The 25,954-nt window shown below is 44.9% G+C and carries 23 protein-coding genes and 1 riboswitch; of the genes, 16 read left to right on the top strand and 7 right to left on the bottom strand.

What is annotated here, in order from left to right; all coding sequences use genetic code 11:
- Positions 1-7 precede the first annotated feature (7 nt).
- The 4 genes from moaA (at position 8) to ACZ5LF_RS10000 (ending at position 5,182) form a co-directional block, all read left to right on the top strand.
- On the top strand, positions 8-1,030 hold the full coding sequence (gene moaA, locus ACZ5LF_RS10015) for a GTP 3',8-cyclase MoaA (protein WP_380569160.1): 1,023 nt from the start codon (positions 8-10) through the stop codon (positions 1,028-1,030).
- Positions 1,031-1,081: 51 nt separating this feature from the next.
- On the top strand, positions 1,082-2,650 hold the full coding sequence (locus ACZ5LF_RS10010; RefSeq protein ID WP_380569162.1) for an ATP-binding cassette domain-containing protein: 1,569 nt from the start codon (positions 1,082-1,084) through the stop codon (positions 2,648-2,650).
- Positions 2,650-4,266, top strand: a complete 1,617-nt coding sequence (locus tag ACZ5LF_RS10005) for an ATP-binding cassette domain-containing protein (RefSeq protein ID WP_380569164.1) — start codon at positions 2,650-2,652, stop codon at positions 4,264-4,266. Before ACZ5LF_RS10010 ends, ACZ5LF_RS10005 begins: the two co-directional genes overlap by 1 nt.
- Positions 4,267-4,330: 64 nt before the next feature.
- Positions 4,331-5,182: a DegV family protein gene (locus tag ACZ5LF_RS10000; protein ID WP_380569166.1), complete on the top strand. Its 852-nt coding sequence runs from the start codon at positions 4,331-4,333 to the stop codon at positions 5,180-5,182.
- A gap of 35 nt (positions 5,183-5,217) precedes the next feature.
- Here ACZ5LF_RS10000 and ACZ5LF_RS09995 read toward each other — a convergent pair whose 3' ends face one another.
- Positions 5,218-5,664: a MarR family winged helix-turn-helix transcriptional regulator gene (locus ACZ5LF_RS09995; protein WP_380569168.1), complete on the bottom strand. Its 447-nt coding sequence runs from the start codon at positions 5,662-5,664 to the stop codon at positions 5,218-5,220.
- A 327-nt stretch (positions 5,665-5,991) separates the two neighbouring features.
- Between ACZ5LF_RS09995 and ACZ5LF_RS09990 the strand changes: the two genes are divergently transcribed.
- Complete coding sequence (locus tag ACZ5LF_RS09990) at positions 5,992-7,323, top strand: hemolysin family protein (RefSeq protein ID WP_380569170.1); 1,332 nt, start codon at positions 5,992-5,994, stop codon at positions 7,321-7,323.
- 35 nt (positions 7,324-7,358) lie between these two features.
- Here ACZ5LF_RS09990 and ACZ5LF_RS09985 read toward each other — a convergent pair whose 3' ends face one another.
- Positions 7,359-10,238, bottom strand: coding sequence for a DEAD/DEAH box helicase (locus ACZ5LF_RS09985; RefSeq protein ID WP_380569172.1), 2,880 nt, complete (start codon positions 10,236-10,238; stop codon positions 7,359-7,361).
- 122 nt (positions 10,239-10,360) lie between these two features.
- Here ACZ5LF_RS09985 and ACZ5LF_RS09980 point away from each other — a divergent pair, with 122 nt between their 5' ends.
- Positions 10,361-10,648 carry a hypothetical protein gene (locus tag ACZ5LF_RS09980; RefSeq protein ID WP_380569175.1) on the top strand — a complete coding sequence of 96 codons (288 nt, stop codon included), beginning with the start codon at positions 10,361-10,363 and terminating at the stop codon, positions 10,646-10,648.
- 32 nt (positions 10,649-10,680) lie between these two features.
- On the opposite strand, the gene ACZ5LF_RS09975 is transcribed toward ACZ5LF_RS09980, so the two are convergent.
- Together ACZ5LF_RS09975 and ACZ5LF_RS09970 are read right to left on the bottom strand one after the other, a co-directional pair.
- A complete protein-coding gene (locus ACZ5LF_RS09975) occupies positions 10,681-10,938 on the bottom strand; it encodes a GlsB/YeaQ/YmgE family stress response membrane protein (protein ID WP_344704576.1) in 258 nt (85 codons plus the stop codon).
- A gap of 95 nt (positions 10,939-11,033) precedes the next feature.
- The gene (locus tag ACZ5LF_RS09970; protein ID WP_380569177.1) at positions 11,034-12,233 is read right to left on the bottom strand and encodes an MFS transporter; all 1,200 of its coding nucleotides are present in this window, start codon (positions 12,231-12,233) and stop codon (positions 11,034-11,036) included.
- 188 nt (positions 12,234-12,421) lie between these two features.
- On the opposite strand from ACZ5LF_RS09970, the gene ACZ5LF_RS09965 reads away from it, so the two are divergent.
- The 6 genes from ACZ5LF_RS09965 to recQ all read left to right on the top strand — a co-directional run bounded on the left by ACZ5LF_RS09965 (position 12,422) and on the right by recQ (position 18,081).
- Positions 12,422-13,024: an anthranilate synthase component II gene (locus tag ACZ5LF_RS09965; protein ID WP_380569180.1), complete on the top strand. Its 603-nt coding sequence runs from the start codon at positions 12,422-12,424 to the stop codon at positions 13,022-13,024.
- Entirely contained in the window at positions 13,002-14,702 is a 1,701-nt protein-coding gene (locus tag ACZ5LF_RS09960) for a chorismate-binding protein (RefSeq protein WP_380569228.1), read from the top strand. The genes ACZ5LF_RS09965 and ACZ5LF_RS09960 overlap by 23 nt, the downstream gene beginning before the upstream one ends.
- Entirely contained in the window at positions 14,686-14,919 is a 234-nt protein-coding gene (locus tag ACZ5LF_RS09955; RefSeq protein WP_380569182.1) for a hypothetical protein, read from the top strand. Before ACZ5LF_RS09960 ends, ACZ5LF_RS09955 begins: the two co-directional genes overlap by 17 nt.
- Before the next feature lie 19 nt (positions 14,920-14,938).
- Entirely contained in the window at positions 14,939-15,196 is a 258-nt protein-coding gene (locus ACZ5LF_RS09950; RefSeq protein WP_380569185.1) for a hypothetical protein, read from the top strand.
- Complete coding sequence (locus ACZ5LF_RS09945; RefSeq protein WP_380569187.1) at positions 15,193-16,134, top strand: 5-oxoprolinase subunit C family protein; 942 nt, start codon at positions 15,193-15,195, stop codon at positions 16,132-16,134. Before ACZ5LF_RS09950 ends, ACZ5LF_RS09945 begins: the two co-directional genes overlap by 4 nt.
- Before the next feature lie 156 nt (positions 16,135-16,290).
- Positions 16,291-18,081, top strand: a complete 1,791-nt coding sequence (gene recQ / locus ACZ5LF_RS09940) for a DNA helicase RecQ (protein WP_380569230.1) — start codon at positions 16,291-16,293, stop codon at positions 18,079-18,081.
- A 31-nt stretch (positions 18,082-18,112) separates the two neighbouring features.
- Here recQ and ACZ5LF_RS09935 read toward each other — a convergent pair whose 3' ends face one another.
- Positions 18,113-18,976 (bottom strand): DMT family transporter, encoded by an 864-nt coding sequence (locus ACZ5LF_RS09935; RefSeq protein WP_380569190.1) that lies wholly within the window; start codon positions 18,974-18,976, stop codon positions 18,113-18,115.
- A gap of 357 nt (positions 18,977-19,333) precedes the next feature.
- Between ACZ5LF_RS09935 and nrdI the strand changes: the two genes are divergently transcribed.
- The 3 genes from nrdI to nrdF are packed head-to-tail and all read left to right on the top strand — an operon-like array spanning position 19,334 to position 22,811.
- Entirely contained in the window at positions 19,334-19,741 is a 408-nt protein-coding gene (nrdI, locus tag ACZ5LF_RS09930; RefSeq protein WP_380569192.1) for a class Ib ribonucleoside-diphosphate reductase assembly flavoprotein NrdI, read from the top strand.
- A complete protein-coding gene (gene nrdE / locus ACZ5LF_RS09925; protein WP_380569195.1) occupies positions 19,704-21,809 on the top strand; it encodes a class 1b ribonucleoside-diphosphate reductase subunit alpha in 2,106 nt (701 codons plus the stop codon). Before nrdI ends, nrdE begins: the two co-directional genes overlap by 38 nt.
- A 27-nt stretch (positions 21,810-21,836) precedes the next feature.
- A complete protein-coding gene (nrdF, locus tag ACZ5LF_RS09920; protein WP_380569197.1) occupies positions 21,837-22,811 on the top strand; it encodes a class 1b ribonucleoside-diphosphate reductase subunit beta in 975 nt (324 codons plus the stop codon).
- 109 nt (positions 22,812-22,920) lie between these two features.
- On the opposite strand, the gene ACZ5LF_RS09915 is transcribed toward nrdF, so the two are convergent.
- Both ACZ5LF_RS09915 and ACZ5LF_RS09910 read right to left on the bottom strand, forming a co-directional pair.
- Complete coding sequence (locus tag ACZ5LF_RS09915; RefSeq protein ID WP_380569200.1) at positions 22,921-24,051, bottom strand: Na+/H+ antiporter NhaC family protein; 1,131 nt, start codon at positions 24,049-24,051, stop codon at positions 22,921-22,923.
- Positions 24,036-24,395, bottom strand: coding sequence for a hypothetical protein (locus ACZ5LF_RS09910; protein ID WP_380569203.1), 360 nt, complete (start codon positions 24,393-24,395; stop codon positions 24,036-24,038). The genes ACZ5LF_RS09915 and ACZ5LF_RS09910 overlap by 16 nt, the downstream gene beginning before the upstream one ends.
- A gap of 232 nt (positions 24,396-24,627) precedes the next feature.
- Positions 24,628-24,756, top strand: a riboswitch (FMN riboswitch).
- Between the two features lie 163 nt (positions 24,757-24,919).
- Here ACZ5LF_RS09910 and ribD point away from each other — a divergent pair.
- A complete protein-coding gene (gene ribD, locus ACZ5LF_RS09905) occupies positions 24,920-25,954 on the top strand; it encodes a bifunctional diaminohydroxyphosphoribosylaminopyrimidine deaminase/5-amino-6-(5-phosphoribosylamino)uracil reductase RibD (RefSeq protein WP_380569205.1) in 1,035 nt (344 codons plus the stop codon).

Raw genomic sequence — 25,954 nt, 5'->3', positions numbered from 1 at the left:
GGGTACGATGGCGGGAAGTATAACGGATAAATTTGGCAGACCGATTCGGGATCTGAGGATATCAGTGACTGACCGTTGCAATTTCCGATGCAGATACTGCATGCCGAAAGAGATTTTCGGGGATGATTTCGAGTTTATGAAGAAGGACGAGCTCTTATCTTTTGAGGAAATTGAACGCATTGCAAAAATATACGCGTCCCTGGGCATCAAAAAATTGAGGATCACTGGCGGGGAACCGCTTCTTAGACGGGACCTCGATGTATTGATAAAAAGGCTTAATGATATAGAGGGTATTGAAGATATAGGTATGACCACAAATGGTCTATTGTTGAAGAAACATGGCAAGAAACTTTATGAAGCAGGGCTCAGGAGACTCAATATCAGCCTTGACGCGATGGATGACGAATTGTTTGGACAGATCAATGATCGCGGTATCGGCACTTCAAGGATAATCGAGCAGATTGAGTATGCCATTTCACTCGGATTTAAGATTAAAATCAATATGGTTGTGCAAAAAGGCTTGAATGACCATGAAATACTGCCAATGGCCCGCTTCTTCAAAAAGATGCCTGTAACATTGAGATTCATAGAATTTATGGATGTCGGAAACGATAATGGGTGGAATTTTGATAAAGTAGTCACCAAAAAAGAAATACTGGAAATTCTTGAGAATGAATTTGATATTGAACCTTTGGAACCGGCATACTACGGGGAAGTGGCAAAAGTCTATCGTCATAATGACGCAGATTCGCACCTTGGTTTCATCACCAGCGTGTCTGAAAGCTTCTGTTCGACATGCACCCGTGCCAGACTCTCCTCAGATGGAAAGTTCTATGGTTGCCTTTTCGCTGTGGAAGGTTTTGATGTCAGGAAGCACCTTAGAGAAGGTGTATCCGACCAGGAATTGGAAGAGATACTGACTGGGGTATGGAACAGGCGGGACGACCGTTACTCAGATCTCAGGACGGAAATTACTGCAGAAAACCGCCGGAAGCGCAATAAGATCAATATGAGCTATATAGGTGGCTGACAAAGAACGTGAAGTGTGACTTCACGTTCTTTGTCGATGGAAAGGATAATTATGAAGCTGAACATACCAAAGAAATATATCCTGTTGTATACACTGATGTCCATGATGGGCGTGGCGGCTTTCGTCTTGTTTGGACATAACCTTTCGCTAGTGCTTGAAGAAATTGTAATAGAAAAGAAAACTCCAGCTGTTAAAGGGATGACGTTGGCCGGCCTTTTCTTCATCATCTATGCAATGCTGTTGATGATCTATAGGGTGACTTCGGCTAAAATTGCAAACAGCCGTATAGAGGCATTGACCACCGAGTTGATTGAGAAGATCGGGGATGGCACCAAAAAGCAATCAGAAGCGATGCTCAATGCAGTATTTGTCCATATGGAGAAATACCGCCCTTTCGAAAAGGTCTTCATCCCCACTGTCATACAGACTGCTGTCAAACTAGCAGTAATTATCATAGCATCATTCTTCGTCCATAAAAATGCTGCTTTCATCATGTTATTCACAGCACCATTCGTACCTTTGTATTACATCCTTGTGGGATTGCGTACGAAGGATGAATCGGAAGCTCAGGCCACGCAGTTCGACGAGCTTGGTACGCTTTTCCTCAACCTGATAAGGGGGAAGGATACGGTACGCTACACACAATCTCAGCAAACTGTCATCGATAGGCTCAGATCATTTAATTCGGGCTATGTAAAAGAAACGATGAATATTTTAAAATATGCCTTCCAATCCACTTTAATGCTTGAGTTCATTACGATTCTCGGGATTGGACTCATTGCTCTTGAAGTTGGGTTGCAGATCATAATTTTTGATGGCATTACATTCTATGCGGCATTTTTCACGTTGCTGCTGGCGCCTGAGTTCTATAATGCATTAAAAGTACTCGGCATCGAATTTCATAATGGTAAGCTTGCCCAAGGGCATTTGGACCGTATTGAAGTGCTAATCGACCAGGAAGAACCAACCGAAGAGTACCGCATTTTCAATGCTCAAACGAGTGCAGTGAGACTTGAAGGTGTTTCAATGGGCTACGGGGAGCTATCGCTTCTGGAAAATGTTAATCTATCCTTGCCGAAAACAGGGCTCACTGCCATAACAGGTCCTTCCGGCATCGGTAAGAGTACCTTCATGCGTATGTTGCTTGGACTCCACCGCCCTACTGAAGGTGCCTTATATCTTCATACGGATGATATCGGATATATATCCGATGAAGTCTACTTCTCGGACACTTCCATCTATGACTATGTTTCTGATGGGCGTTACAGCGAGGAAGACGTCGTCAGTATATTGAATCGCCTTGACTTGATGGGAAGCTTGAACAATCTGGAGCAGGGCATCCATACTGAAATCGTAAACCACAACATCCCCCTCTCAGGCGGGGAAGTGGTGAGGCTCAAGATGGCGCGTGCACTGATAAGAAAGCCTGAAATCATCATTATGGACGAACCTACAGAGTTCCTCGATGCAACGACGGAAGAGATGGTTCTCTCATACTTGGATGAAATCAAGCATGAAAGTGCCATCATAGCAGTGGTACACCGTAGGAAACTGCTCAACATTGCTGATATACACTACACGTTCGCCGACCGTAACATTGTAAGGGGAGGGGCTTTGTAATGGAATATTTGAAGAGTGAAAGGAAAAATATCCTCTACAGCATCCTTCTCGGCCTTGCAGGTGGTCTGGTGGGGGTCTCTCTATTCGGGCTCAGTGGCTATATGATCAGCCTCAGTTTCTTCGACCCGCCATTTTTCATAATCGTCCTCATCATTGCAGTAATCAAGTTTTTCGGGATGATGAAAGGCGCCTTCAAATATATTGAGCGTCTACTCTCGCATGATGCGACATTCAGGCTCATCGGGCGCCTTAGATTGAATTACTTCAAAGCCGCCATACAACATCATGCGGACACCCATAGCGTTAAATTCATACAGCGGCTGAACCAGTATTTTGAAGAGGTCGAAAATTATTATATCCGCATTGTCTATCCGTATATAGTAGCGTTGCTGTTATCAATGCTGCTGATCATTCTATCCATCTATTTCGGGTCAGTATTTGTAATCATGTCGACAGTTGTGGCGCTGGTGCTTCTTTATGCCATACCGAAAATGTTTGAAAAGCGGGTAACAAATGATCTGCGTGCCAGAAATGGTGTTGAAGACGCGCTCTATGGCCGTCTCTACCACTATATCCACGACTTTACGGACTTATTTGTGACAGGAAGGATGCAAGATAAGAAAAAAGAGATTTCCCAGGAAATCTCCAGGGTAAAAGCAACAGAAGATAAGATTGCCTTCTCGGACGCTGCAATGCAGTTTATCGCCCAACTGCTTCAGATTGCGGCACTCCTGTTCATCATATTTTGGCTGTATGAAGACATGCCACTCCTTGTGCCGATGATCATGTTGCTGGTGCTCAGCTATTTCGATCTCGTCATGCCGGTCATGCAACCTGCAAGCCGGTACAGATCAGTCAAGGAAGCGGTAGGGGTACTCAACGCTGAGACGTCACCCAAACCGACAATAACGAACGATGTCTCCCTCGACCAAATAGATGTGACGCTGCTTGATTATCGTTACGCCACTGCCTCAGTCGATGTCCTAAAAGGCATCACGGCCAACTTCAGGCGTGGTGAAAAGCACGCAATCATCGGCAGCAGTGGATCCGGCAAGACAACCTTGCTTGAACGCATCATTGAGGGTGGTCCTTCAATCCGTCTAGGTCACGATTCTGAGGAAGTCAGCCAGGAGGCGTTACTTCAAAATGCATCCATCATGCCCCAACATCTCGACTTCTACAATGCTTCAGTCACTGACAACGTCACTCTTTTCGGTCATCTCAACAGAACTAGAGAAGAAGTTGTCGAAGATCTCGAATTGATGGAAATGTCTTACTATACACCAGAAGAAATGATCGAGTTCACCGGCCGGCTATCGGGAGGGGAACAAAAGCGTCTGCACTTCATAAGAATGTTGGCCGAAGATAAGTCATGGTGGATTATGGATGAACCGACAGCGCGGCTAGATGACAGGCTCAAGCAAAAAATGTGGGATCAAATATTGTCACAGCCGACAGTAATTGTAAGTACACATGACTTAAGTCGCCTTGAGGAATTTGACTACATTCATTATATGGAACAGGGCAGTATAATAGAATCAGGCAGCTATTCTCGTCTGATGGCTGAAAAAGGGCATGTTTTTCAGGCTGTTCAGCGCTTCAATGATTATTTATAGTCATAAAATCATATGCATGATAGAATCATGGCAGTTATTTTATAGAGAAAGTGGGAAAATGACGATGAAGAAAACAGCAATCGTGACGGATTCTTCCTCAGGTGTAGAAAAAGAGTATGCAGAAGAACATGATGTCTTCGTATTGCCGATGTCTGTCATCATCGACGGAGTCGCCTATAGGGACGGCGTTGATGCAACAACTGAAGAGATTTACGATATGCTGAAGCAGAGTGGGGAGGGCGCTAAAACGTCGCAGCCGACAATCGGTGAGTTCATGGAGATCTATGAGAAGATAGAAATGGATGACTCATTTGATTCGATCATTGCAATCCATGCATCCAGCGAACTTACCGGGACTTACCAAAGTTCGCTGAGTGCTTCTGAAAACATCGACAAGCCGGTCCATGTCATTGACTCCCGTATTGGAAGCTACCCTATGAAGCAGATGGTGGAGCATGCTGTCGACTCGAAAGGATCTGACAAAGGAATTGAAGAAGTGGTAAAGGAAATCCAAGGAATGACCGACCACACTCAATTATATCTGTTGCCTAAAAGCTTCAACCAGATGAGGAAGAGTGGCAGAGTATCGGCATCACAATCGATGCTCGCTTCTGTATTGAATATCCATTTGAAGCTTGAATTCGATGATGGAAGAGTAGTCATTGGAGAAAAGATCCGTACAAAAAAGAAAATCATCAATAATGTAATGGAAAAATTGGAAGAATATGTCAAGGAAAAATCGGTAAGTACCATTGCGATTGTCTATGCAGGTGGCATCGATTTGACCGAAGAATGGAAAGAACGACTGGAAACACATCTGCCGGATGTCAAATTGGTTATAGAACCACTCGTCACTGTGGCAGGTGTCCATGCCGGTCATGGCACCATCGGATTTGGCTTTACCAAGGGAAGATGAGTAAGTCGGAACAAACAAGAAAATGCAGCCCGGAATCATTTCCGGGCTGCATTTTTTTCAGCAAGTCTCACATTGAGATGCTGTATATATTCAAGAAAGAGGGACTCCTCTTCAGTTGTCAGGCTGATTACATCATCAAAAGCTTCAAAAGCTTCTTCCAACTGTTTTCCCATTTTTCTACCATGTTCTGTAGGCTCCAAGATTACAAGGCGTTGATCAGTGGGGTTTCTAAAACGATGTACAAGTCCAAGCCGTTCCATCCGCTTTATCAGGGGAGAAATGGTTCCGGTGTCGAGCCGCAATGTTTCAGCCAACATTTTGATGTTGACCTGTTCCTTATCCAGTAAAATATTCAAAACCAAAAACTGTGGATAAGTAATCTCCATTTCTGTCAGCACGGACTTATTGTAGAAGCGGCTGATCTGGTGGTGCAGACTATATACATTAAAGCAGAGGCGCTTGTCCAAAGAGGGTTTAGTCATTAAAGACAACCTCCATTCTGTTTATCATGTGTCCCTTCAGTTATTATACAAGCAATTATATGCGAATTCAATATAAATATTAAGGGCCCTTATACCTTGATCAAAAGGATAAGGAATGAAGTACGGTAGCAATCATAAAATGATGTATGGTAAAATAATCATAATTATAACTTTTGGGAGGTGACTGCAATTGGGAAGACGAATCTGAACATTAATATGTCCATTGAAAAGCCGGCCCACTGCAGAAATATAGTTTCAAAAAGCATACCGCGCAGAATTGCAGTCACATATTACCGGAGGTGAATCCCTTTTAAAAAAGGGAACTGATTGGATATAACCACATTATGGAACTTGATTTTTTTTATAATACTTATATTGCTCACAATGTTTTTTGTAGGCTCTGAATTTGCACTTGTCAAAGCCCGGATGTCGCGTATTGAACAACTAGCTGAAGAAGGGGATAAAAAAGCACAGCGTTTGCGCAAGATGACAGGGAAACTTGATTATTACCTGTCCGCGTGTCAATTGGGTATTACTGTTACTGCACTTGCACTTGGGTGGATCGGTGAATCCACTTTTGCTGGTGTGTTGGCGCCGCTCTTCGAAATGTTGGGGGTGCCCGATCAATTGACGACGCCATTGATTATTGGTGTGGCCTTTGTAATAGTCACATTCCTGAACGTCGTCATAGGACAACTTGCGCCTAAGACGATTGCAGTCCAGTGTGCTGAAAAGTTGGCGCTTGCCCTCTCCGGCCCGCTTGCTTTTTTTGGCGCCATCATGAAACCATTCATCTGGTTGATGAACGGCACTGCGAGATTCCTCGTCAGGACCTTTGGCCTTAAAGATGTGCCCGTTGAGCAAGCTCACTCAGAAGATGAACTGAAGATCATAATGACACAGAGTTATCAGAGTGGGGAAATAAACCAGACTGAACTCGCCTATATGCAAAATATATTTTCATTTGATGAGAGGTTGGCGAAAGACGTCATGGTGCCAAGGACTCAGATGATCACAATGGCAGACCCTGTTAATATAGATGACGTCATCGCGACAATCAAGGAGCACAACTTTACGCGTTACCCCATAACGGAAGAAAGCGGAGATAAAGATCAGATTATCGGCTTCATAAATGTTAGGGAATTTTTGACGAACCATGTTTCCGATGAAGAAGTGACCCCGGCAGACCATATACATGAAATCCCGATGATTACAGAGGTGTCACGCATCAGTGATGCACTGGTCAGAATGCAACGCGAGCGTGTGCATATCGCGTTGATCATCGATGAATACGGTGGCACGGCCGGGATGATTACAATGGAAGACATCCTAGAAGAGATAGTCGGGGAAATCCGGGATGAGTTTGATGAGGACGAACAGCCGGATATTGTAAAGGTTGAGGAAAACATCTATCATATCACTGGGCGGGTGTTGATTGATGATTTGGAAGAACAATTCGATCTGAACTTCAATGATAGTGATGATATCGATACCATAGGTGGTTGGCTGCAGAGCATCAATACCGACCTTGAGATCGACGATACGATAGATACGGCTGACGATAGATGGATTGTCCTTGATATGGATAACCATCTGATTAAAAAAGTGGCACTCCTAAAAGATCACAACCGAACCATTGAAGACGATGAAGAAACATAATACAACAGCGTCCCCCATATATGGGGGACGCTGTTCTAGTTCACGACATTCGCATCGAGGTATCTATAGATATTATATTCCACGGGAGATTCCATTACCATATGCATTGTCACGACTGGTTTGCCGGATGCTCCAGGCATCACAGTTTCCTGCAGAGTCCGATAATCAATCCGGCTTTTTCCAAGATAATAGAAGGCAGTGCCTTCATCATCATCTTTTTTGACGAATATATGAATCGGCATCCCATTTTTGTGGCCATCGAGTATGGATTTGATTTCTTTCGAAGCCAATGTCCTGTTGCTTCTTGTGAACCATTTGAGCGTATGGCGGTCAAGGAATTCATCGTCGTATTTAATGGTGTCTTCCACCGCTTCATTTTTATGATAGGTGATGAACACCGGACATGTCCCGTGTTTTTGTTTATAGCCGTACATTGTGGAAGCTTCATCCTTTTGCCAATTCAGCATACGGCAGACGTCTTTTCTGGAATACTTCTGGTTAAGGGTCAATGGCCGGGATTGATCATATTGATTGCTGTTCAATAAGGAAAGTTCCATGATTTGTCTGCAATGCTTCATGAAGACCTTTGAATGGAGAGCGGACTCGAGTGTCGCCGAAGGATGTATATAATCGTTGTCCAGACGAATGAGGGGATAACCGTATTTCAAGATATCCTGTTGCCTGAAAAATTCGAGTGTAAATACCCTTATGACAGAATCCATTACTGCATCAGACATGTAATATCCTTGTTTGTGCATCTCCATCTGAAATTCATCCTTATCTACAGGACCTTCCATGAGGGCTGTTAGCAGATGCATTTCGACGATGCGTTTTCCACCGGTCAGTTCTTTCGAAAGGAAAGTCAGCATCTTATCCATCCGGTCCTCTAGAGTGCTATCTTCTTCTTTAATCTTCTGGAGGAATTCCGGGTAATGCCTGTATTTATTGAGGATGATCATCGGATCGACCACATCCTTATCGTAGTAGAAGTCTACTAGTGTAGGTTTCCTCCCGATTTTATTCTTGAGGTATACATACATCTCCTTCAAGTGCCTCAAGTTGTCCAAAGAAGACGCATTAATGGCTTGATAGATTTTCTCTTTTGCGATGGCTTCGAAATTGATGGTCGAAACCCCTTGAAGGGGGGTACGGTCAATCAGTGAACGCCTCAAATTATCCTTACTATAGGAGTTATCTCCTGTTAGGGCAATCGGAATCATATAATTGTTTCTATAGTTGCCGATGAAGTCTATAACGGTAAGATATTCTTTATCATCGTGCTTCCTGAGTCCTCTCCCGAGTTGTTGGATGAAGATGATGCTTGATTGTGTCTGCCTCAGCATGACGACTTGATTGACCGGAGGGATGTCGATTCCTTCATTGAATATATCCACTGTAACGATGTAATCGAGGTGACCATCCTCAAGACTCCTTACAGCATTCCTCCGTGTATCCTGTGAATCACTTCCAGTCAATGCAAGAGTACGATAACCGAGCAAATTGAGTGCGTGGCTGATCTCCTCGGCTTCTCGTTTATTGGAAACGAACATCAGCCCACAAAGCGTTTCGCCCGAATATCCATAGTATTGGATCTTCTCATGGAGATGCCTGATCCGCTCAGTATCGGTGAGGTCCGACAACGCGCTTGTATCATCGATTTTGAGACTTTCCGTCTCATAATCAGTCACCCCGAAATAATGGAAGGGTGCGAGTATTTCTTCCTCTAAAGCTTTTTGGAGCCGTATTTCATAAGCGATATTATAGTCGAATAGACCGAAGATCTCATTATCATCAGTCCTCTCAGGAGTTGCTGTCATGCCAAGCAGGAAAGATGGTTTGAAATGATTGATGATTCTTCTGTATGTACGCGCGCTTGAACGATGTGCTTCATCTACTATTATATAGTCGAACTCCGCTGGATTGAATTGACTCAGAGTATCTTCATTCGACATCGTCTGGACCGTTGCAAACAGATATTTACTGTGGGTTGATTTTTGATTGCCACTGAATACGCCAAATGAGGAAGGCGAGTCTTCCAGGAGAGTCATGAAATCCTGTCTGGCTTTTTCAAGGATCTGCTCACGGTGGGCCAAGAAAAGCATACGTTTTGGTCGGAATTGCTTTACGTCAAAGGCGGATAGATACGTCTTGCCGGTTCCTGTAGCGGATACCACAAGGCCCTTATCATGGCCTTTCACCCTAAGCTGTTTGAGGGAGTGCAGTGCTTCCTGCTGCATGAAATTCGGCGCTATTCCTCCGGCCCCTGACGTCCTGTATTGATATTTGGAACGGTCTTCGATGATTTCGAGCACTTTCTTTTTGTCTGGCTGTTCTTTATAGATGCGCTCATATTCCATGATCCAAGTGGCATCAACAGGAGTGGCTTCATTCCATAAGGAATAGAATTGATCCCTGAAATGGTTCAGGACCGCCCCATTATCAAGGCTTGTCAATTTAAGATTATATTCATAATTCTTTTTCAGTGCGGAGTCCGTCAAATTTGAACTCCCTATGAAGAGGGAGGAATAGGCTGCATTGCTGAAGACATATCCTTTTGCGTGAAATCCCTGTTTATCAGCTATTCTGACATCTATGTTCGGAATATTGAGTAGTGCTTTGAAAACTTTCGGTTTATTGAAATTCAAATAGGTAGAGGTGATGATTTTTCCTCTTACATTCCTTTTCGCGAGCTCGTGCAACGTTGTTTTTAATGTAGCAAGGCCGCCCTCAGTGATGAAAGCGACGGAAATGAAGAATGCGTCACACCCTTCCATCTCATCGAGTATGGAAGACAGGACATTTTCTTCTTTTGAATTGATGATCATCTGTGGAGGATGATGGGCGACCTTTTCTGCATCTTGATCGATAAATCCTCGTTCATAGGCGTTCAATAGATTCATTTCATTCAGTTCCATGGACATCCACCTCTTTCATCCCATTATATTGAAAGGGGTAACAGATTCCAAGATCGACTGCTAAATCGATAAAATTCCCGTCAGTATATGATAAGATGGTTTTAAATGAAGGTGGTGGCCCTATGGGTATATTAGAATTTATAGTAGCAACATTACCCGTCGTCTTAGTGTTTTCGATTCCACTTTATGCGATCAACGTCGGTCACAGACAGAAGAAAGAGAAGATGGCGATAAGGAAACTTCAGGAGGAGAAGGAAGTAGAGCGTTTGAAGCAAGAAAATTTCCTTCTTGAGAATAAACAGATGCAGATGGAGCTTGACCGTATAAAAGAGGAACGTGAACAGAAGCGGCTAGTGGAATCAAAAGAGTCAAGATGGCTTATTGAAGACGAGGAAAAAGATCCCCTGTAACGTCCGTTACAGGGGATCTTCCATAAGTGTTATTATGCTTTGTTGCCTCCGAGCGCTTTCATGATGAATGATACAATCAAAATCAGGATGATTGCACCGATCAGTCCACCAAGGATGCTGACGCCACCCAATTGTGGGCCGAAGCTTAGTCCCAGCGCATTTGCAATCGAAGCGCCCACAAGACCTGCAATGATGTTACCGATAATGCCGAATGGCACATCTTTACCTAATATAAGGCCAGCAAGCCAACCAATGATACCACCGACAATTAATGTAATAATCCAACCCATGGATATTTCCTCCTTATAATGCTCAAATTTAATTTAACAGATTAAATAATGCATCGTTCTAGTTGGAATATACCCCGCGTTGGCGAAAGCAAACATTAATCTGCAGCCATCCTATCTTTTTTCCTGTAATGTCTCATGATGAACAGGAAAAGTATCAATGACAATGTGACGCTGAATGCACTGGTGAAATAGATGGTGCTGTAGCCGAACGCTTCAGCGATGAATCCATAACTGATTGCACCAAGTCCAACCCCCATATCAAAAGCTGAAAAGAAGGTCGCATTGGCCATGCCACGGCGATTGTTGTCAGCACGGTTCACAGCCCAAGCCTGTAGGGCAGGCTGCACACAGCCGAAGCCGAACCCGTATAATGCTGCAGCAATGAACAGATAATACGGGGTGGCCATAATGCCAAGTAGTATCATGGCAGTAATGATTGCGAGCGCACCCGGTACGAACACGATTGTAATTCCTTTTTTGTCATACAATTTTCCCGCGACTATGCGGGAGAGCATAAGAAAGGCTGCATAGATGACAAAGTAGAATTGGATGAAAGTAGGATCGAAGCCCCGCTCATAAGTGTAGACGGGGAGGAATGCAGCGATACCGCCAAATGTTACAGTTATGAAGAATAGGAGCGAAGCTGCGGGTAATGCCTGACGCTCGACAATATCGAATCGTGGCACATAGGTGCTCTTTTCCTTTATGGAATTATCGGGAGCTTCGGGCTTTTGATAGCGGATATTTATTGCAAGGATAAGCGCAGTAAGTCCGAGAACGCCACATATTGAAAAGAGCAGAGTGAATGATATCTGGTCGACGAGAAAGAGTCCAAGAGCCGGCCCGAAAGCGAGTGCGATGTTACCACTGAGGCCATAGTAACCGAGCCCTTCCCCGCGTCTTTTCTTAGGGACAAGGTCTGTGGCGATGGTGCCGGCTGACGTGCTTGACAGTCCCCAACCTATACCTTGCATGATGCGGACTGCGAGCAATAGTGCGATAGTAAAACTTGCAGCTAGTGAGAACATTGAGAGGACAAATAGCAGCAGCCCTGTCAGAAAGACCGGGGCGCGCCCCTTTGTATCAAGCATTTTGCCCGCGCTTGGACGGATGAGCAAAGCAGAAAATGTGAATATGCCCACAACAAGTCCGACCCATCTATCGCTTGCGCCAATCTCTTTGACGAAAAGCGGTAATGTTGGCAGGGTCATCTGGAAGGCAGTAAAGATGAAGAAATTTACGATGACGATAAGTACAAAATCTCTGGTCCATATTTTATTTTTATCATGTGCCATAAAATTACAACCTTCTCGCTTTTAGATTTGGTGAAGTCCATATTACTTCGTATTTCGAAAGGAATACTATTATATATTCTACAACATATGACACTTTTTTTCAGCTTGGAGGGACCATCTTTGGATTTCTGTGAGAAAAGATAGTGTGTTAAAATAATGTAAAATAAATGCAAAGGAATTTTCTCCCGATGAAACTGCTGATGATTGATAACTACGATTCGTTTACATACAATATAATCCACTATTTGGAAAAGGCGAGGCAGGATATCGAAGTTGTGACCATCACACCAGCCATGCTAGACTTCATCGATATGAAAGACATTGCCGGTATGATCATCTCCCCTGGGCCTTCCCACCCGGGAGCCCGCCCCGAGGTCATTGATTTCGTCGGACGGTATTGGGGCACTATGCCCATTCTCGGCGTATGCCTTGGGCATCAGATGCTTTGGCACATGTGCGGTGGCAGGGTGGCGCATGGTTCGCGTCCCATCCATGGCCATACATTTGAAATTTCGCATGATGGCGGGACCCTCTTCAAAGGCTTGCCTGAACGTTTTTCTGTAACGCGCTACCATTCGCTTACATGCCTGGGAGAAGTGCCGGAGGGGCTCATGGTGTCGGCGTGGACCGATGAAGGCGACATCATGGCGATCAGGCACAAGAGTTTGCCGATCTATGGGATGCAGTACCATCCGGAATCGATACTTTCAGAATGGGGTCTTGATCAGCTCAGACTCTTCATTGAAGAAATGGAGAAAGGTGAAGAAAATGCAAGTCCATATAAAATTTAAAAGAAAGGCGGATAGTCGGCCGCTTTATTTTGCCCATCCAAAAGCAGTGTTTACAGAGAAAGATATGTCGTTGCAGGAAGCACTCCAAAGCATCGAAAGATATATCGATCAAGGGTGTTACATCATCCCGTCACTCAGCTATGAAGCCAAAGAAGGGGGGCCGTTCATCATCGGAGTGTTCGAGTCGCCTGTGGAACGGAGTGTCTTCCAGTCCGCCTATGGTGAATATGGAGGCTACTTAATGGGAAGACCGGAATTCATCGATTCCCCTTCTAAAATCAAGAGGGACATCGAAGAAATACGGAATTACATCAAGGATGGACATACATATCAAGTCAACTATACCACCCGGCTGAGAGGGGGCTTCAGCGGGAACGCACATGCTTTGTTTGAACAATTGACTTCCCGCAACAATGGAGATTATGCTGCTTTTATCCACCATGGTGAAGACACGATCGTCAGCTGCTCACCGGAATTGTTCTTTGAGAAGGATGCACATGGCAAAATCAGCGCCCGGCCGATGAAAGGGACTTCAAGAAGGTATAGAGATCCCGAGGAAGATCAGAGGAGCTATGATTTTCTCAGGTATTCGAAGAAGGACCAGGCCGAGAATGTGATGATTGTCGACCTGCTTCGCAATGATCTGTCAAAGTTGGCGGAAAGAGGGAGTGTCAGGGTGCCTGAACTATTTAAAATAGAACAGTATGAAACGGTCTATCAGATGACTTCGAAGATCGAAGCCCAGCTCACGGATGGACGCCGTACTGCTGATATCATCGATGCCCTGTTCCCATGCGGTTCGATCACAGGAGCCCCCAAGCGTTCGACGATTGATATCATCAGCCGTCTCGAGAGCACGCCTCGAGGGTACTATTGTGGCGCAATAGGGATCATCCATCCAGATCGGAGCCAAGTGTTCAACGTCCCGATACGCACACTGCATATCAGGGAAGGGCAATTTGAATACGGGGCAGGTGGAGGCATTACATATGATTCACTGCCTACCGCTGAATATGATGAGATTGTTGCGAAAACCGCCTTTTTGGAAGCGGGCAGATACAAATTGATTGAAACGATGCGTTTTGAGTCAGGTGAAATAGCGCGACTAGATCTTCACGAGGCGCGTGTAGATCACTCCAGTAGGAGCCTTGGCTTCCGGCAGCCTGATTTCAAAAGAGCCCTCGCCGCCTATTTGCGACATCACGCATTAACAGAAGGCATTGTCTTTAAAGTACGGGCGCTGATAGATGACAGTGGAGAAATATCGTTCACCCATGAAGAGAGGGGGGCCACGGAGCGCATGCAGGCAAAGATCCACGATGAAGCAATCGACAGCCCGGCTGAATTCCTATCAAACAAGACAAGCATACGCCATCACTATGGGGGGGCGAGCAATGAATTTCCTCTCGTTTTGTATTATAATAAAAAGCGTCAAATCACAGAGTTCAATCTCGGGAACCTGGTTGTGATGGAAAAGGATGGTTATTTCACTCCTTCAGCCGATACAGGACTGCTTGAGGGGGTCATGCGCACATCTCTCATCAACGATGGTGTCATATCGGAAAGGGATTATGATTTAGATGAGTTCACCCGTCGATATGAGCAAGGTGAAATTGAAATATATATGATCAATAGCCTAAGGGAATGGGTCGAGGTCAAACTTGAAGTTCAGAGGTGAAGGCATGATGGTCCTTTTATGGATGATATTGATAATTGCGATTGTAATTGGCACACATTTTATTGTGACGTATCTGATTGAAAATAATGTTAAAATAATCGGCGTACTTTTTGCATTTATCGGAGTAGCTATAGCGATTCTTTTGGTTCAACTTATCATCAGCGGCATGACGGACTTCGTCGCAGATGAATTAGGAATGTTCTACAAGGATAAATAAAACTTTAGGAGGTGCAACCATGATTTTTTGCAATGGAGATTGCCACATCACCTATCAGAGCGAAGAAGCGCTGGATGAGGCCGTGCGGATACAAGCAGTCCGGTTGTTCGAAGATCGGGGGCATGCATATTTGACGAAAGTGTCGACGACTGAAAATACGATTACCTTTCAATATTCACCCGTAGTCATCATGGAAGCGGAGAATACGATAGAACCTGGCCATAAAGCCATGATTGAAGCAGAGAAATTTCTCGAAAGGATGGAGATCTCCATATGAGTCTGATCATAAAGGATAGTGGAATGTTGACGTTGCTCCAGACTTTGGATCCAGGACCTTCAGACCAAAATAATCACTATAACGGTGCATGTGACCGTCTGGCACATAGGCTTGCAAACCAGCTTGTGGGGAATCGTGTCGATCAGCCGACGATAGAGATGACGTTACGCCCAGGCACGATAAAGTTCACCGAACCGACCATAATTGCATTCTCCGGAGCGGAATTTATGGCAAAATCAGGCGACCGTAGCATTTACGTAAACCGGATATACCTATTCGATAAAGGGGACGAACTTGTATTCCAAGAAGCAACGCGAGGAAACAGGGTGTATCTTGCAGTAGCCGGTGGAATTAAAGTTGAGGGTTCGAACATCCTGGAATCTGGGGATGAGGTTCTCATGTGCCGTGAGTATACACAGCAACATGACGAACTGTTCAATAAGTTGAACCGGCATAACGAAGTGAATTGGGGAGTCGACACCTACGCCCTGGTTGAAGTGTATATATCGGATACATACCATCTTGTAAAGCGTCCGGATATTCCTGATTCAGTCTATGAAGCATTGGAGGAGGGAGAGTATACGGTACAATATGAAGAGTATCGCATCGCACTGCATCTTGAAGGGCGACGAATCAATCTGTCCCCTCAAAATATGGAACATGCCGGTATCCGGGGCGGTGTCTATATTTCAGAGGAACAGCCACTTCTTGCATTGAACGATTTCGATGCGTCCATTAAAGCATCGCACATAGGGACGATTCCTTCTTATCATCTGCACAAACTTGTGCAGAAACGTCCGGGATCTAAAATTCAATTCAAATGCATATCTGCAGAAGATGCCCATGCCAATCTATATGCGCATCATCTTTGGGTGAAAAGCCTGTTTAAGGCGATTGACTATAAATTATCAAAAGAACTGATAAAAGAGAAAATGTAGAATTCTGCCCAGGCTGCAGCCTGGGATTTTTTTCTGCCCTCGGGTAAGATAGCAGACTTGTTCTACAACAAATGGGATGCAAAATAAGGTATAATGATATATCAGAAATAAGGGTTGCCGACCAAGGCAAAAAATGGGAATGGTATTATTATGGAAATGGAAAAGACTCTAAAGCAATATTTTGGATTTGAAAACTTCAGGCCTAAGCAAAGGGAAATCATAGAATCTGTAATGCATGGAAACAATACCCTTGGAGTGCTTCCGACCGGCTCAGGAAAATCGATTACTTTCCAGGTGCCGGGATTGAAGCTCGAAGGTTTGACGTTGGTCATCTCCCCGTTGATATCTCTTATGCAGGATCAGGTGGAAGCGTTGAATAGGCAAGGTATTCCAGCCGCCTATCTGAATTCCACCTTGAAAAGACAGGAAGTGGAGCATATAAATGCGGGCCTTGAAGCAGGCGCCTATCAATTTCTATATGTGGCTCCTGAGCGTTTTAATAATGAAGCGTTCAAGCAGATGATTACACGCATGAATGTGTCCCTTGTCGCTTTCGATGAAGCGCACTGCATATCCAAATGGGGCCATGACTTCAGACCGAGCTACCAAAACATCATACCCGTATTGAAATCATTGATACCAGATGCTGTAACGATGGGGTTGACCGCCACTGCAACAGAAGAAGTACAAACTAATATAATGGAATTGTTGGACATTGCTCCGCAGAATGTCTATACGACAAGTGTGGCCCGCAATAATCTGCAACTCAGTGTCAATCCGACCTACCAGCGGGAGCAATTCATCCGTACCTATGTCGAGGCGCATAGTGGTGAGTCGGGTATCATCTATGCAGCAACACGTGCAGAGGTGGAGAAGTTGTCTGGCCATCTCAAAGAATATGGCATCGATAACATCATCTATCACGGTGGACTTGCAAAAGATGAAAGAAACCGCAATCAGCAGCGGTTCATAGATGGGGAAGTGGATTTGGCGGTGGCGACGAACGCCTTCGGCATGGGAATCGATAAACCCGACATACGGTTCATCATCCATCATAATCTGCCTGGCGATCTTGAGAGCTATTACCAGGAGATTGGACGTGCGGGAAGGGACGGGGCAGCGAGTGAGTGTATACTGCTGTCAAGCCCGCGGGATATCGGTCTGCACCAATTCTTCATAGACCGTTCCAACTCGACGGATCAGTATAAAGATCACATGAGGGCTAAGCTTGACCGCATGATTCAATATAATCGCACAAGCAAATGTCTGAGCAGCTTCATCATCAAATATTTTAATGAAGATGAATATGTGGTCGAGTGTGGCCAATGTTCAAACTGCAGGGAGAAGGGGCGCACATATGACATGACAGCTGAAGCCAAGCTTGTCATGCAGGCTGTGTCACAAAATGCTGTGAGGATGACTAAAGAACAGACCATACAAGTGTTGAGAGGGGAAATGGCAGAAAACGTGATTGCCTTCCAGCTAGATGAATCAGCTGCTTTCGGTACCATGGCGCACTATTTGACGAGTGAGCTCAATCATATATTGGAAGAGCTCATCTACAGGGGCTATCTCCATATGGAGGCAGGTGGACTCGAACTCGCTGAGAGGAGCAAGGTAGTCCTGGAAGGCGAACGCACCCTCTACACCATGCCTTTCAGGAAACACTTCAATGAAAAAGTCGATATCAGTACCACATCTTCGCCGAATGAAATTCTTTTTGCCAAGCTTGCAGAAACGAGGTATCATCTTGCTGAAAAGCATGGCGTCCGGGAAGAAGACATATTTACGGATAATATACTGCGGGAGTTTGCCAAAAAAACGCCACAGTCCAAGCAGGACATGGTAAATATACATCGTGTGGGCAATTACAAGCTCAAGCACTACTGCCCCGATTTTCTTGAAACAATCAACAGCTATAAACGCCAGATGCAAGAGGCGAAATAAATAAGCCGGCCCATTGGCCGGCTGTTTCTTGTCATATTTTAGAATGTTTCGGCGGTCTGTTCTTCATGAACATGTAGTAGCTTGCCCCGAAGATGATGATGTAGCCGACTATGGAGAGCATATCCGGCACCTCTTTGAAGAAGATGATGCTGAAGATTGCAGTATACAGGATAGTGGAATAGAAGAAAATCGAAATTTCACGTGCCGGGGCATAACTATAGGCGATGGTAAGACCAAATTGGCCAAGCGCAGCGAATATACCTGCCGATACGAGCAGCCAAAACTGCACAGTGGTCATTGGTTCAAAATTCCATATGAAGAACGGGAGCAGGGCGACCGAAGAAAAGAATGAAAAATAAAATACTACAGTGTAGAATTTTTCCCGGCTGCCAAGGACACGAAGAACAGTATAGGCTCCTGCAGCAGATAGAGCACCGAGCACAGCAATCAGAGCATATACCGTCTCGCTTGAGAGGGAAGGCTTGATTATAAAAACAGCTCCAGCAAAAGCGATGATGATGGAGGTCATCTGATATCTGCGTATATATTCCTTCAGGAAGATCGCACAGAGAATGATGGTGAAGAACGGACTCAGCTTGTTGAGTATATCCGCATCACTAAGCACCATCTTATCGATGGCAAAGAAGTTCAGCAGAACTCCAAGCAGTCCAAACGACGATCTGAGGAGCAGAAGCCCCTGGTTCCTCCCATGACCAAAAAGTCTTTCTTTGTAGTACAATGCAAAGGGCAAGGCGACGAGCATCGCCACAAAGTTTCTGAAAAATGCTTTTTGGGCAGTAGGCAAGTCACCGCTATATTTTACAAAAAGAGCCATCAGACTGAATCCAAGTGAAGAAATAAGCAAGGCAATGATGCCTTTTACGGTATTGTTCATTATTATGCCAACTCCATCTTTATATTTTATTTCAAGGTTTTACATTCTGGAATTTTACACAAAAAAATTTAGAAGAATTTCCGATATAGTATAACATACTTATGGTGCACCTTTGGAGTTGTCAAGGTGATATTATGCGCAATGAAATTCCTTTTAATGCCATTGTAAATTAAATGCCAATATGGCATCATAGGATATGTCATACGTATATATTGTGTACCGAATAATACTAAGACACAATATATAGTGTTTAACTTAAACACTAAACGTGTAAAATTATAATGATGCAGGATGGATGAAGACGAACTCCAGTTCGTCCGCTCCGTTTTTACGATAGCATGGAAAAGGAGGGGTGGCATGATCATTGCATTCTATTCGATGACTGGAAACGTCAGACGCTTCATCAACGGTTCTGGAATTGCTGAAGACTATGATACTTATGAGATACGTGCTTCAAACAAAGATGAACGCATACATGAGCCATTTATATTGGTAACCAGCACCTATGGTTTCGGGGGAGTGCCGAACGAGGTGAAAGCCTTCCTTGAAGTCAACAACGACCTTATGATGGCAGTCGCATCCAGCGGCAACCGCAACTGGGGCGAGAATTTTGCGCGTGCAGGTGAAGATATAAGTGAAAATTACAATGTTCCATTGCTGATGAAGTTTGAACTGCACGGAACCCAAAAAGATAGGGAAGAATTCTTTGGAAAGGCAGGAGCTATATATGAAAGTTATGGACGATCAGAAATTCAATCATATTGAGTTGAACAACGAAGTGACGAAGCGCGATGAAACGGGCTTTTACCAATTGTATAAGGACCAGGAAGCACTTGAAGTGTTCATGGAGGAAGTGAAGGCTAACACCATTCATTTCGATTCTGAATTGGAACGGATGCATTATTTGGTGGACAATGACTTCTACTACGATCTGTTCCAGGAGTACACAGATGAAGATGTACTTGAAATCGTAGCATACGCAGACAGTGTTCCATTCAAGTTTAAAAGCTATATGGCTGCCAGCAAGTTTTTCAAAGACTATACAATGAAGACAAATGATAAAAAATATTATCTTGAAGATTATAAACAGCATGTGGTAATCGTCAGCCTCTACTTGGCTAAAGGAGATAAGGAGCGTGCGAAACGTTTCATCCTCTCGATGATCGAACAGCGCTATCAACCGGCAACGCCGACCTTCCTGAACGCAGGCCGGGCCAGACGCGGAGAAATGGTTTCTTGTTTCCTGCTTGAAGTCGACGATAGCCTGAACTCAATCAACTATATCGATTCAACGGCAAAACAGTTATCTAAAATAGGGGGCGGGGTTGCGATCAACCTTTCCAAACTTCGGGCACGCGGCGAAGCGATCAAAGGCATCGAAGGCGTCGCTAAAGGGGTGCTCCCTGTAGCTAAATCACTGGAGAATGGGTTTGGCTATGCAGATCAGCTGGGACAAAGACCTGGGGCCGGTGCCGTCTATCTCAATATCTTCCATTATGATCTTCCTGAATTCCTGGACACGAAAAAAGTGAACGCTGATGAAGATCTGCGTTTGGCTACGATTTCAACAGGCCTTGTAATCCCATCCAAGTTCTTTGATCTTGCTAAGGATAACCAGCCGTTCTATCTGTTCGCGCCTCATACGGTAGAACGTGAATACGGTCAATCACTGGACGACATGAACCTTGATGAGATGTATGAGGATCTGGTGGCTAATGACAACGTCAAAAAACGCAAACTGGATGCCCGCGACATGCTCAATACAATCGCACAGACACAACTCCAGTCGGGTTATCCATATATCATGTTTAAAGATAACGCCAACAAAGTGCACCCGCTTAAGGATATCGGACAGATAAAAATCAGTAACCTATGCACTGAGATTTTCCAGCTGCAGGAAACGTCTACAATCAATGATTATGGTACAGATGATGAGATCCGCAGAGATATTTCATGTAACTTAGGTTCCTTGAACATCGCGAATGTGATGGAGTCCGGAAAAGTACGGGAATCAGTCCATGATGGCATTGAAGCACTGACTGTAGTGAGTGACTCTACGGCCATCGCCAATGCGCCAGGTGTCAAAAAGGCGAATGACGAATTGCATTCCGTTGGTCTTGGAGCAATGAACCTACATGGCTACCTCGCTAAAAACAAGATCAATTATGAGTCTGCGGAAGCAAGGGATTTTGCGAATGTCTTCTTCATGCTGCTTAACTTCTATTCCCTCGAAAAATCAATGATGATTGCGAAGGAACGCAAAAAGACATTCAAAGGTTTCGAAAAATCCGAGTATGCGAACGGTGCCTATTTCGAACGCTACATCAACGATGTTGTGGAACCTGAATTTGATAAAGTGGCAGAACTTTTCACTGATATCCATATCCCGACGCAACAGGATTGGGCGGCGCTCCGCGATGAGGTTGTAGAACATGGTCTGTTCCATGCCTATCGTCTTGCGATTGCCCCGACCCAGAGCATTTCATATGTCCAGAATGCAACGAGCTCAGTCATGCCGATTGTAGATTCAATCGAGCGCCGTACTTACGGTAATTCTGAAACATTCTACCCAATGCCATTCCTGTCTCCGGAAACCATGTGGTACTACAAGAGTGCATTCAATACCGACCAGATGAAGCTGATTGACATGATTGCTACAATCCAGCAGCATATCGACCAGGGCATCAGTACGATCCTATATGTAAACTCAGACATCTCGACTAGAGAATTGGCCAGACTTTATATATATGCACACCACAAAGGATTGAAATCCCTGTACTACACAAGGAATAAACTGCTCAGTGTCGAAGAGTGCACCAGCTGTTCAATATAAGAGAGCAAGGATAAAGGAGTCATTAAAATGATTGCAGTTAACTGGAACAAAGAAGATGACATGACCAATGTGTTTTGGCGGCAAAATATATCCCAGATGTGGGTGGAGTCGGAGTTTAAAGTCTCAAAAGATTTGGCTTCATGGGCAGGAATGTCGGAAGATGAAAAGGATACCTTCAAAAAAGTATTGGCGGGACTGACCGGCCTCGATACCCATCAGGCCGATGATGGCATGCCGCTCATCATGCTCCATACTGATGACCTCCGCAAAAAAGCGGTGTACTCTTTCATGGGCATGATGGAGCAGATTCATGCGAAATCCTATTCCCATATATTTTCGACGCTGCTCCCTTCCAAAGAGACCAATGTGCTCCTCGATGAATGGGTGCTTGAGAATGAACATCTTAAATTCAAGGCAGCTAAAATAGTGGGATACTACCATAAATTATTCAACAGCGAAGCATCTGTATACGATCAGTATATGGCGCGCGTCGCGAGCGTATTCCTGGAATCGTTCCTATTCTATTCCGGCTTCTATTATCCATTGTATCTCGCCGGACAGGGACGTATGACGACAAGTGGGGAAATCATCAGGAAGATCCTGCTGGATGAATCCATCCACGGCGTCTTCACTGGCCTGGATGCCCAATCCATGAAAGGGGATATGTCTGCAGAAGAGCAGGAGCGTGCCGATAAAGAGATGTACGAAATGCTCAAAGAACTTTATGCAAACGAAGAAGCCTATACAAAAGCCCTGTACGATAAGATCGGCCTGACTGAAGATGTGCTGAATTATATCCAATATAATGCCAATAAGGCACTCGCCAATCTAGGGTTCGAACCCTACTTCGAAGAGAAGGCTTTCAACCCGATTATAGAGAACGCACTGGATACCACGACCAAAAACCATGACTTCTTCAGTGTCAAGGGTGATGGTTATGTGATTGCGCTTAATGTTGAGCCAATCCAGGATGAAGACTTCATATTTGATGATGTGAAATAGAAGTATCCTAAATAAGGTTGAAATGATCCATAAGAAAGCGGCCCGGAGATTCCAATAGATCTCCGGGCCGCCTTTTTGTTTAATCGAGGAAGTCGTGAAGCCGGAATATCTAGTCTTCCGGCTTCTCCTTGACCTCCTCACCGTTTTTCCCTTCATATCTCAAGCCCCATCCTGTTATTGCCGCGAAAAGCATAATGAGGAAAAGGAACCATCCTTGGAATACAAATGGGAACACTGCTGTCGGCTCAACAATAGGCAACCAATCATATGACTGGTTCTTTATCGTCTGTATCGTTGACCACCCCAATAGGACGGGTGCGCCCCACGGGAAGATATACCCTAAAGCTGAAGTCACAGCATCCAGCATATTCGCCCTGCGGTAACGGTGGATCTTATACTTCTCACCAATCTCCCTTACGAATGGGGCAGCAGCAATTTCTGCAGCAGTATTGATCGTTATTGAACTGTTCAGTATGGAAACGATCGCCCAGATGGAAAGTTCTGCTTTACGGACGGAATTCTTGATCCATTTGACCAGACCGTCAGTTATGGCTTCCATTGTTCCACCGAGTCTCATCAAATGCGCTGCACCGACTATAAGCAGGATGAGGATGGCCATGTTAAAATATCCGGTCAACCCGGAAACCAGTGCCCCTTCAACGACTGTGTCCGCCTCTGGGTTGAACCTTAAAATATCTCCAGGTGTTCCAGGTGCTACTGCGAATATCAGTAAGATGGCTGATAAAATGCCCCATGTGAGAGACGTCAGAAGATGTTGGCCGGATAAGGCGAGTATAAGTACGAGAGCGAAAGGTACCAGCATGATCAGGCCGTCCGGTGTGACGGATTCCAATATGGAGGCAGTTGAGACTTGTTCAGATGTAGAAGAACCTCCGCCTCCAAATATGGCAAATAATATGACGGCAGGAATCGCTGCAGCAATCGAATACTTGAAGCGGCTGCGCACGACCCCTGGTACATCTGCATGCTGCGTAGTTGCAGAAACAATCGTCGTATCGGATACCGGTGCGAGGTTGTCACCGAATACCGCTCCGGCCAGAATGGCCGCGAACATGAAAGTAGGATCGGCCCCGACAGCGACCCCAGCCGGATACATCAGCGTACAGAAGGCAACAGTTGTACCGTATCCGGTACCGACGGCAGTCGAGAAAGTTGCTGCCAATAGAAAAGTGAGTGCGACAAAAAGGCCACCTTCAACACCTGTCACGGACCGATCCACACCAAACCTTCAACAAGGCCCCCGACCTGCAGCACCTGTGCAAACATGCCGGCATAGAACCAGGCCACCATCGCAATCAGGCCTACTGGTTGTGCCAGACCGTCAAACAATCCTTGGGCATAGTCTTCCCATTTGCTTTTGCACAGGAGCAACCCCAATGTCACTCCAATCACGGCTCCCAACACAAGCGCCACTTCTGATGATAATTGCATTACACTGATCGTTATTGCCCATATCACAAAAAACAGTAAAGGGACTGCTGCACCGAATGGTCCCAAACGGAAATCCAGTTTCTTTACAGTCCTTTCTCCAGTTGCACGATCCAATTCTTCGTTATCGGTCAAATTTCTCCCCTCCCCATAATTGAATCGACACCATTACTTAATGTCGATTATCACTATTATTCTAAAATATAATCAGAAAACATATAATATTCAAATAATAATTGGGGTAAAAACGATCCTGTCCTGTAACGTAGCCCCGTAAGATCCTTGCCTTTAATTAAAACAGATAATTCGACTTGACAAAAATTATGTGTATCTTATGATGGTAGTAGAGTTTTTCAACTTAATACAAGCATTCTTTCGGGGTGGGGTGAAATTCCCAACCGGCGGTGAGAGCCCGCGACCTGCATCTATAATTGATGTGGCTGATTCAGTGGAAACCTGAAGCCGACAGTGAAAGTCTGGATGGGAGAAAGAAATGTGGAACATACTGATTAAAGTATGCTTATTTGGCATACCTTAAAATGAGGCATCGATTACGCGTGTCAGCAAACGTGCGCATATCCGGATGTCTGTTTCTGCATACAATCCTTTAAGCGCCGATGAATCTATTCATCGGCGCTTTTATATTGAGGAGGTAGAAATTGAATCATTATATGAAAATGGCACTACAACTTGCCCAAATGACCTCAGGCCAGACTGGAACCAATCCGGCTGTCGGTGCAGTGATAGTGAAGGATGGAAAAATAATCGGCATGGGAGCCCATTTGGGATATGGCGAACCTCATGCTGAACGTCAGGCGCTGGCAACATGCAATACAGACCCTGCAGGTTCAGACATGTATGTAACGCTTGAACCGTGTTCACATCATGGTAAAACTCCGCCTTGTACAGAGGCGATAATTGCGGCAGGCATAAAAAAAGTGTACTATGCCGCGAAGGATGAGAATGTGAAGGTAAGAGGGCATGAAGTATTGAGCGCGGCCGGTGTCCAAGTCGCACATCAACAGGAAGCTGAGATAGACCGCTTCTACCATCCTTTCTTTACACATTTGAAAAGGAAGTCTCCCATAATCACATTGAAATGCGCCATGAGTCTGGACGGTAAGCTTGCCCTCTGTGATGGCACAAGCAAATGGATAACGGGAGAGTCTGCGAGGTATAATGTCCATGAAGAAAGGCATGTCCACGACGGCATACTGGTCGGCGGCACGACCCTGCTCCGGGATAACCCACGCCTCACTGCCCGGGTGTACGGGGGCGGGAACAGTCCTGTACCGATCATTCTGCTTGGGGATGGGGTGCTGCATGACCATCTGCATATATTCGATCATGATAGCCGGCCGATTATTTTTACGACGAACGAAATGAATATGAAATACAGCGACCGATGTGACCTCAGAGTGGGCGAGAGACCACTCGAAGAAGTGTTGGAAGTGTTGTATGAAGCAGGCATATCAACCCTTTTTGTAGAAGGTGGTGGGAGCATCCTCACTTCTTTTATAGAACAGGAATTATACGACAGGATCATCTTATATATCGCCCCGAAATTGTTTGGTGAATCCGGTCATGGGTTGTATCAATCCCAGATTTCAAAAATGGAAGCTGCTGTGCAGCTAGACCTGGAGAAAGTTGAAAGCCTCGAATCTGATCTTAAATTGACTTATAGAAAGGCTTGA

The sequence above is a fragment of the Salinicoccus siamensis genome (assembly GCF_055391965.1).
This window is presented reverse-complemented; position numbering and strand designations above follow the sequence as displayed.